Source organism: Porphyromonas levii DSM 23370 (assembly GCF_000379925.1).
GTDB classification, from domain to species: domain Bacteria; phylum Bacteroidota; class Bacteroidia; order Bacteroidales; family Porphyromonadaceae; genus Porphyromonas_A; species Porphyromonas_A levii.
Genome location: NZ_KB904308.1, coordinates 1 through 8,342, shown reverse-complemented (window position 1 = coordinate 8,342; position 8,342 = coordinate 1). Strand labels below are relative to the sequence as shown.

Below are 8,342 nucleotides of genomic sequence, written 5' to 3'. Positions count from 1 at the left end.
GACCCACCACCAAACGCCAGAAAAATCTACCAAGCCCTAAACTATAAAACCCACCCATTTAGAAAAATCAAAATTTGTAGTACACAGTAACTCTTCAAAAAAAGACAACAACACTAATAACAGTCACTTACACTCCGACAGGGGTCAAACTTGGGCTAGCGACACTCTTTACTATCTAAGCGATTTCGGCTCACGCTGGAAGGCACAGATAGGAGTGAAGTATATTTTCTAATAAATATATATTCATAATATATGGTAGAGTGGTGGAGAGCTTATGGCTTCTCCACCGCTCTTTTTAGTGCTTTAGTTAGGGAGAGTGCTAAAGATTTGGTAATTTTGAGGACATTATATAGATAATACGAATAATAAATATAGAGACAGATGAAGTTTACAATTCTGAGTGATGTGCTACGTGACCACCTTCAGGTGGTTGGGCGTGTAGTGAATAGCAAGAATACTCTTGCTATCATGGAGTTTGCCCTATTTGAGGTGAGTGGTGATAGCCTTAGCCTAACTGCTACTGATGGTGAGACTCGTATTGTGACCCGATTTCCCCTAAACGCTAAGGAGGGAGAGGATATGAGCTTCTGTGTAAGAGTGCGTCAGCTACTAGAGCCTCTTAAGGAAATACCAAATCAGGTTATAGAGTTTAAGCTTAGTGAGGATAATGAGCTAGAGGCGAAGTACAATAATGGTCATTTCTCTTTCCCTGTAGTGCAAGGTGCAGACTTCCCGTCTGTAGAGTCTCTTGGCGATGATAAGCTAGAGATCCAGATGCCGGTAACCAACTTCTTGGAGGGTCTTGAGAATACTCTTTATGCAACGAGTACAGACGATGTGCGCCCTATTATGACAGGTGTCCACTTAGATATTCGTCCTGAGCATATTACATTTGTAGGTACGAATGGTTTCCTTCTTGCCTACTATCGTCATTCTATGCTAGACTTAGGGGTGACTGAGCCTTACAAGATTACCCTGCAAAGGAAACCTGCGCAGCTTTTGTCTCAGGTATTCCAGAAAAAAGATGACGAGATAGTGGAAATAGAGCTTTATCCCAACTTCGCTCTCTTTAGGACGCCTGGAGTAGAGCTTCAGTGCCGTCTGCTCGAAGGGAAATATCCTAACTACGAGACCGTGATTCCAAAGGAGAATGACAAGACATTGGAGGCTGATAGACTGCAATTGCTAGCAGCCACCCGCCGTGTATCTGTCTTTGCTAATAAAGGAATGGATCTCGTGAGTTTCGACTTCGCTCCTACTCAGTTGACCCTTAAGGCAAGTGATATCGACTTTAGTACAAAAGCTGAAGAGGTCTTGCCTGTTTCTTTTTCCTCCACTGAGGCTAGGTTCTCGTTCCGCTCTGAGCACCTGATTCAGATATTAGGAGTGATGCCCTCCAAAGAGATAGTGATGAAGATAGGCGATGCCTCACGTGCCGCTCTTATCTCTCCTATAGAGAGTGAGGCAGGTGTGGAGATTGTGATAGCAGTGATGCCATTTGTCTACAGCTAATCGGTATGTCTAGATTGGATCTAAAGCGCCCGATAGTCTTTTTTGATTTAGAGACTACTGGCTTGGATGTAGTAAGGGATAGAATTGTGGAGATTGCGCTTCTCAAAGTGAACCCCGATGGGTCGGAAGAGAGTTTCCATACGTTGGTCAATCCAGGGATTCCTATTCCAGCCGAGTCGTCTGCGGTACATGGTATCACCAATGAGATGGTAGCGGATAAGCCTATCTTTGCAGAGATAGGCAAGAGGGTGGCAGCCTTTATCGAGAATTGTGACCTAGGGGGATATAACTGTAATCGTTTCGATGTACCACTATTGGCTGAGGAACTACAGAGGGGAGGTATTCCTGTGGACTTCAGTAGTCGCCGTGTAGTGGATGTCCAAGTTATATTCTATAAAAGAGAACCACGAACACTTACTGCAGCCTATAGGTATTATGCCGATAAGGATCTAGAAGGTGCTCACTCCGCTGATGCTGACACGCGTGCTACGTATGAGGTGCTCTTAGGTCAGCTAAAGATGTATGACGATCTCCCAAGAGATGTGGAGCACCTTGATGCCTATACCAAACTCAATGATAATGTAGACCTAGGCGGACGTATGGTATATGATACTAAAGGCATACCTTGTTTCAACTTTGGTAAATACAAAGGACTGCCAGTGGAGGAAGTACTTATTCGAGATAAAGGGTATTTCGATTGGATAATGCAAGGAGATTTCCCATTGGATACCAAGATGCATTTACAGAAGATTGCAATAAATAGTAAGCGGTGAAAGGAAAGCATATTATTTTGGGCGTGACTGGGAGCATAGCAGCGTATAAGAGTGCTATACTAGCTCGTCAATTAGTCAAAGCTGGGGCAGAGGTACAGGTCGTAATGACTCCAGCAGCTAAGGAGTTTATTACGCCACTTACATTATCTACCCTTACGGGCTGCCCTGTTCTTTCAGAGTTTTTCAATGAGAGAAGTGGGGCATGGAATAGTCATGTGGACTTAGGCGTGTGGGCTGATGCAATGGTTATAGCACCAGCCACAGCTAGCACTTTGGGCAAGATGGCAAATGGAATTGCTGATAACTTGCTCATCACCACCTATCTTTCTTGTCGAGCACCTGTCTTTATTGCACCAGCAATGGATTTAGATATGTTCGCTCACCCATCTACCACTCGGTCTATCCGTATGCTACAGGATTGGGGTGTAACGACCATTGAGCCTGGAGTAGGCGAATTGGCTAGCCACTTGGTGGGAAAGGGACGTATGGCGGAGCCCGAAGAGATTGTAAAGGCATTAGAGAACTTTTTTAAGCCGCAGCATGAGCAAACACTCTCTGGTGTACACATGCTGATTACTTCGGGTCCAACCTATGAGAAGATAGATCCAGTGCGCTTCATTGGTAACTATTCTACAGGTAAGATGGGTAAGGCTTTAGCGGAAGCCGCAGCCGAAAGAGGTGCGATAGTACGCTTTATCACTGGACCAGTCTCTACCCTTCCAGAGTCCGCTAATGTCCGTATCACAAAGGTGGAGAGCGCACAAGAAATGTATGATGCCTGTGTCGCTGCCACTGAGGAATATGAAGTTGCTATTTTTTGCGCTGCTGTGGCCGACTACCGTGTAGCTACAAAGGAACAGCAAAAGATAAAAAGGGAGACACGAGGGGCTATGTCTCTAGATTTAGTTCCCAATCCTGATATCTCTGCTGCTATGGGGGAACGCAAACAAGAAGGTCAGTGGCATATTGGCTTCGCTCTTGAGACAGAGGTGAACGAGGAGGCAATCCGTGATAAGATGGAGCGAAAGAAGCTGGATATGATTGTCGTCAATTCGCTTCAAGATAAGGGGGCCGGTTTTGGCGTAGATACTAATAAGGTAACGCTCTACGACGATGATGGCTGGCACTCTCAGGAGCTTTCTTTGATGAGCAAACGAGAAGTAGCTGAAGCTATACTAGATCGTTTGGAGCAGTTGCAGGCTGAGGAGTAAATGAAAGGCAGACGACTCATCTTTGCAATACTATTTTGTATTGTAGTCGCTATGGCACAGGGGCAGACATTCTTCGCTCCAGAGGTGATCGTCAATGCGTATGGTCTACCAGAGAATACTCAGAAAGACCTGAACCACCTACAGGAACAACTCCAGACAATGCTGGTCAATTATGCCCCAGATATCTCTGTGGAGTATACCCCCAAGCAGCCGATTCGTCTTACCATGGTGCTGTTTGTAGAACAAGCCATAGGATATCAGTATCAGGGTAGTATAGAAATGGCCTTTTATCGGCCACGCTTTGGAAGAGATAGAGAGTCGTTACTGTTATTGCTTCAAGAGCAGGAAATCAACTTTAGGTTCCAACCACGGCAGAGTCCTGCTTTTATTGGAAGAGATATTCCCGAGGAGCAGATCAGTCGCATGATTTACTACTTTGCTACCCTTGGAGCTATGTACTACTACGATAGCTTTTCACTCTATGGAGGGGCGCCCTTCCTGAGTTATTTACAGGAGCACCGCAGTATATTTGAGACATCGTGGCAAGGAGAGCTCAGTTTGTTGGGACAAAAACAATCAAAGTATGCACCATCAAGGCACCTCGAAGAGCTTCGTTCCGACTGGGGAGACCGTTTCAGGGAGTTGTGGTACCTGTACCATAGAGAGGCATTGGATAGCGAAGTCACTACAGGTTACGGTGAGGTAACCAAGGTCGTGTTGCAAGGGGTGAAGCAACTGAGAGAATACAATAGTTCGCTATCCTTCTTTACCCTTTTCTCTGATGCCAAAGCACTTGAGCTTAGTCAATATCTCCAAGCGGAGCAGACCCCTACTGCTACAGAGATACGTAGGCTTTCAGAAGATCTATTTCCATCGATAAGTTTTAGCAGATGATTACTCGGTTATACATAAAGGACTTTATTCTAATCAAGGAGCTTGAGCTATCCCTTCAAGATGGTTTCACTACCATCACTGGAGAGACTGGCGCGGGTAAGTCTATTCTAGTAGGAGCTATTGGGCTGATATTGGGCAATAGAGCAGATATAAAATCTATACGAGAGGGAGCGAATAAAGCCATCATTGAGGCGGATTGTGATCTTACGGGAGTTGTGGGATTGCAACACATATTTGCTGATAACGATCTCGACTTTGAGGAGCGGTGTATACTTCGCCGTGAGCTAACCAGCAATGGCAAAAGTCGTGCATTCATTAATGATACCCCAGTAACGACTGCGGTGATGAAAGCCGTTGGAGAACATCTCGTAGATATCCATTCCCAGCACCACAATATGCTGATAGGTGATGTAGACTATCAAATAAATGTACTAGATACACTTGCCAATAACCACTCTCTATTGGAGGAGTATACTGCTGCTTTCGCTGCATTCTCTGAGTCCAAACAGACACTTTTGGCAGAGCAAAAGAGGATAGAGCAACAATCCAAGGAGCAAGAGTTTATAGCATTCCAGCTAGAGCAGCTAGATAATGCGAACCTCAAAGCTGGAGAACTGGATCTGCTAGAGGAGAGGCAGGCGATGGCTCAGCACAGCACAGAGATAGCAGAAGCGTTACATTTCGTCTCTTCGTTTGCCGAAGGTGATGAGGAGCGACAGGGGGTGGTAGAGCAGGTGCATGGTGCTACGAAGCTTATCGGTAGGGTTGCTCAGCACTACACGCAAGTTGGAGAGTTACACCGACGACTAGAATCACTAGAGGTAGAGTTGCGAGATATCACCAGAGAGGCAGATAACCTACTCGATAATATTGAGGTAGACCCCCAGGAATTGGAGCAGATAGAACAGCGTCTCGATCTGCTTCAGGGCTTGCTCTTTAAGTTTAAGCTTACAGAGCACGATGATCTTATAACGCTGAGAGATCAATATACTCGGGCGCTAGAGGAAATCACTAATTCAGACGAGCGTCTCTTGCAGTTAGAGCATGAGGTTCAGCAAAAGCTAGACACGGCAACACGTCTCGCTGAACAACTGTCTATTGCTCGAGAAAAAGCAGCTGATAGGTTACTCCCTCCGTTGCACAAGCTGATGTCTGAGCTAGGTATTGCTGGAGCTACTTTCAAAGCAGATTTACAGCGGTTACCGCAGTTGGGAGCGAATGGCTTCGATGGGGTACAATTCCTTTTCGCTACCAATAAGCAGACTACCTTACAGCCTATTCGGGAAATTGCTTCTGGTGGAGAGATTTCACGATTTATGCTTGCTCTCAAGACTATTTTGGCAGAGCATACGGTATTGCCTACGGTGATATTCGACGAGATTGATACTGGTGTTAGCGGAGAGGTCGCAGAGAAGCTAGGAAGGGTAATGGCACGATTGGGAGAGCATATTCAGGTGCTATCCATTACACATCTACCACAGATAGCAGCTTTGGCAAAGCATCAGTTGGTAGTGGCAAAGAAGGAAGATAAAGATACATACTTCACCACGATACACGAGGTGGAGGGCGAAGAGCGAGTTCGACAATTGGCTACAATGCTCACAGGGGCGGAGATGACTGATGCAGCGCTTGCTAATGCAAGAGAATTACTAAGTAAGTAAATAAGAATGGAGAGAGATGATAACTACCGTAGAGGCGGTGATGGAGAGCGCAATAGTCGTTCAAGGCAGGGTGGCGAGAGACGTGAAGGCTCGAGAAGATTTGACGATAGACCTCGTGGTCCAAAAAGAGACTTTGGCGATAGACCCCGTGGTCCAAAAAGAGACTTTGGTGATAGACCCAGTGGTTCGAAAAGAGACTTTGGTGATAGACCTCGTGCCCCAAGGCAATTTAGGGAAGAACAAGGAGCTTCAAGGCAGACACAGTATAGGCAAAGGCAAACGAAGCCAATGTACAACCAACCAAGTGAGCAGAGAGATCAGATGATCTTTGGTATACACGCTATTCGTGAGGCTCTTAAAGCAGGTGATCCGATTGACTTCATCTACGTGAAGCGCGAGACCAATAGTGATACCATGAAGGAGCTACTAGATGCTATAGGGGAGCGCAGAGTACCAGTCCGCCGAGTGCCAGTAGAAAAGCTTGATCGCCTTACCAACCGCAACCATCAGGGCATTATTGCGGTGAAGGCAGCTGCACACTACTTTACCCTAGAGGATGTCATCCCTACGCTGTTCGAAGCAGGTCGAGACCCGTTCATTGTTGTGCTGGATGGTATTACCGATGTGCGTAACTTCGGAGCCATTGCTCGTACTTGCGAGTGTGCAGGTGTTGATGCCATTGTTATATTTGAGCAAAACTCCGTTTCAGTTACTTCCGATGCCGTCAAAACCTCTGCAGGAGCGTTATCTCGTATTGCTGTATGTCGGGAAAAGTCAGTAGAGTCCGTTATAGACTTCCTCAAGGAGTCTGGGATAAAAGTTATCGGTGCATCCGAAAAGGCTACAGGTCAGATGTATGATGTGCAGATGAAAGGTGCACTCGCATTAGTCATGGGAGCCGAGGATACAGGTCTATCGGAGTACTCGCTCAGTAATTGTGACGATCTTGTACGTATCCCACTATTTGGCGAGATTGGTTCACTCAATGTATCGGTTGCTACAGGTATCCTTCTTTATGAAGCCGTAAGACAGAAAAAGTAGTTTATATACACAATAAATATTTACAACGATGAAAGAGATTATCAGTACACCCAATGGCCCTGCAGCAGTAGGTCCATATTCACAGGCAGTTGCAGCCAATGGTTTGGTATTTGTATCAGGACAGCTTGGACTAGATCCTAAGACTGGCAACTTTGCCAGCGAGGATGTCGTAGGTCAGGCGCACCAAGTGTTTAAGAATGTCATGGCTATCCTCGAGACAAAAGGTCTGACATTGGATAATGTGGTAAAAACCACACTATTCCTAACAGATATCGCAGACTTCGCCAAGGTAAACGAAGTATATTCAGAGTACTTCAAGGCTCCATATCCAGCACGTAGCGCATTCCAGATTTGTGCACTACCAAAAGGTGGTTTAGTAGAGCTTGAGGTAATTGCTGCTGAGTAAGCCAGCAATTCTGTGCTTGTATAGGCAGCAATCTTCCTAATATGAAGGGGCGTACACTTTTGTACGCCCCTTTTCTACATATAGTAAAAACAAGAACCCCTTGTCGGTTTGAACATAGGGAATAGGCACAGGCCAAGTGAAGTGATGAGCTGTGTGTTAGGGATGATTCCCCACTTTATACGTTACAGAATACTGTCGAGTTCCCAAGCCGAAATATGGTCGATGCCTTCGTTTGTTGGAAGCTTGAAGTCATCCAAACTGACCACGTACTTCTTGAAATTATCTTCTATCGACAAAAGAGACCGGTACTCTCGCTCTATTGTTTCTTTCTCAGTTAATTGTAAGGAGACTTGGAAGTACAACCTCTTGCCCCCTTTGATAGCAACAAAGTCGACCTCCGTATCTCTATTAGTCCCCACATAGACTTGATATCCTGCCCTCCTAAGACTTAAATAGACGGCATTCTCCAATAAGTACCCCATCCCATAGCCAAATCCTGAATAGAGATAATTGTGGTAGCACAAGTCATTTAGCCCAAGTTTGACCCCTGTCGGAGTGTAAGTGACTGTTATTAGTGTTGTTGTCTTTTTTTTAAAGAGTTACTGTGTACTACAAATTTTGATTTTTCTAAATGGGTGGGTTTTATAGTTTAGGGCTTGGTAGATTTTTCTGGCGTTTGGTGGTGGGTCGCTACAAATTCGGAGGACCACCTTTTCCCCTAGCATGTTGGTGGCTTCCGTCGTAACTGCTTTTTGGGTGGACATTATTCGGACGATCTCTTTCCAATAATGTCTGATTCCTTTTCCTTTCAGTTGTACACGTATATTATTGACCACCCAATAGG

The 8,342-nt window shown here is 45.4% G+C and carries 9 protein-coding genes; 7 read left to right on the top strand and 2 right to left on the bottom strand.

Annotated elements, in window-relative coordinates:
* The first annotated feature begins 381 nt into the window (after window positions 1–381).
* From dnaN to A3GG_RS0110640, 7 genes are all read left to right on the top strand, one after another.
* Window positions 382–1,512 (top strand): DNA polymerase III subunit beta, encoded by a 1,131-nt coding sequence (dnaN, locus tag A3GG_RS0110675; protein ID WP_018359283.1) that lies wholly within the window; start codon window positions 382–384, stop codon window positions 1,510–1,512.
* Window positions 1,513–1,517: 5 nt separating this feature from the next.
* Window positions 1,518–2,285 (top strand): 3'-5' exonuclease, encoded by a 768-nt coding sequence (locus tag A3GG_RS0110670; RefSeq protein ID WP_018359282.1) that lies wholly within the window; start codon window positions 1,518–1,520, stop codon window positions 2,283–2,285.
* Entirely contained in the window at window positions 2,282–3,496 is a 1,215-nt protein-coding gene (gene coaBC, locus A3GG_RS0110665) for a bifunctional phosphopantothenoylcysteine decarboxylase/phosphopantothenate--cysteine ligase CoaBC (RefSeq protein WP_018359281.1), read from the top strand. Before A3GG_RS0110670 ends, coaBC begins: the two co-directional genes overlap by 4 nt.
* A complete protein-coding gene (locus A3GG_RS0110660; RefSeq protein ID WP_018359280.1) occupies window positions 3,497–4,390 on the top strand; it encodes a type IX secretion component PorD family protein in 894 nt (297 codons plus the stop codon). It abuts the gene before it with no gap.
* Window positions 4,387–6,051 (top strand): DNA repair protein RecN, encoded by a 1,665-nt coding sequence (gene recN, locus A3GG_RS0110655; RefSeq protein ID WP_018359279.1) that lies wholly within the window; start codon window positions 4,387–4,389, stop codon window positions 6,049–6,051. Before A3GG_RS0110660 ends, recN begins: the two co-directional genes overlap by 4 nt.
* Before the next feature lie 321 nt (window positions 6,052–6,372).
* A complete protein-coding gene (gene rlmB, locus A3GG_RS0110645) occupies window positions 6,373–7,092 on the top strand; it encodes a 23S rRNA (guanosine(2251)-2'-O)-methyltransferase RlmB (protein ID WP_026215788.1) in 720 nt (239 codons plus the stop codon).
* 28 nt (window positions 7,093–7,120) lie between these two features.
* Window positions 7,121–7,498: a RidA family protein gene (locus A3GG_RS0110640; RefSeq protein ID WP_018359277.1), complete on the top strand. Its 378-nt coding sequence runs from the start codon at window positions 7,121–7,123 to the stop codon at window positions 7,496–7,498.
* A gap of 182 nt (window positions 7,499–7,680) precedes the next feature.
* On the opposite strand, the gene A3GG_RS0110635 is transcribed toward A3GG_RS0110640, so the two are convergent.
* Complete coding sequence (locus A3GG_RS0110635) at window positions 7,681–7,980, bottom strand: ATP-binding protein (RefSeq protein WP_018359276.1); 300 nt, start codon at window positions 7,978–7,980, stop codon at window positions 7,681–7,683.
* 117 nt (window positions 7,981–8,097) lie between these two features.
* The coding region (locus A3GG_RS13790) for a hypothetical protein (RefSeq protein ID WP_018359275.1) at window positions 8,098–8,342 on the bottom strand (245 nt) is incomplete at its 5' end.

What these genes read in the sequence shown, in the direction of transcription:
- dnaN (WP_018359283.1), top strand. Translation starts at nt 382, where the DNA reads ATGAAGTTTACAATTCTGAGTGATGTGCTACGTGACCACCTTCAGGTG.
- A3GG_RS0110670 (WP_018359282.1), top strand. Translation starts at nt 1,518, where the DNA reads ATGTCTAGATTGGATCTAAAGCGCCCGATAGTCTTTTTTGATTTAGAG.
- A3GG_RS0110660 (WP_018359280.1), top strand. Translation starts at nt 3,497, where the DNA reads ATGAAAGGCAGACGACTCATCTTTGCAATACTATTTTGTATTGTAGTC.
- recN (WP_018359279.1), top strand. Translation starts at nt 4,387, where the DNA reads ATGATTACTCGGTTATACATAAAGGACTTTATTCTAATCAAGGAGCTT.
- rlmB (WP_026215788.1), top strand. Translation starts at nt 6,373, where the DNA reads ATGATCTTTGGTATACACGCTATTCGTGAGGCTCTTAAAGCAGGTGAT.
- A3GG_RS0110640 (WP_018359277.1), top strand. Translation starts at nt 7,121, where the DNA reads ATGAAAGAGATTATCAGTACACCCAATGGCCCTGCAGCAGTAGGTCCA.
- A3GG_RS0110635 (WP_018359276.1), bottom strand. Translation starts at nt 7,980, where the DNA reads ATGGGGTACTTATTGGAGAATGCCGTCTATTTAAGTCTTAGGAGGGCA.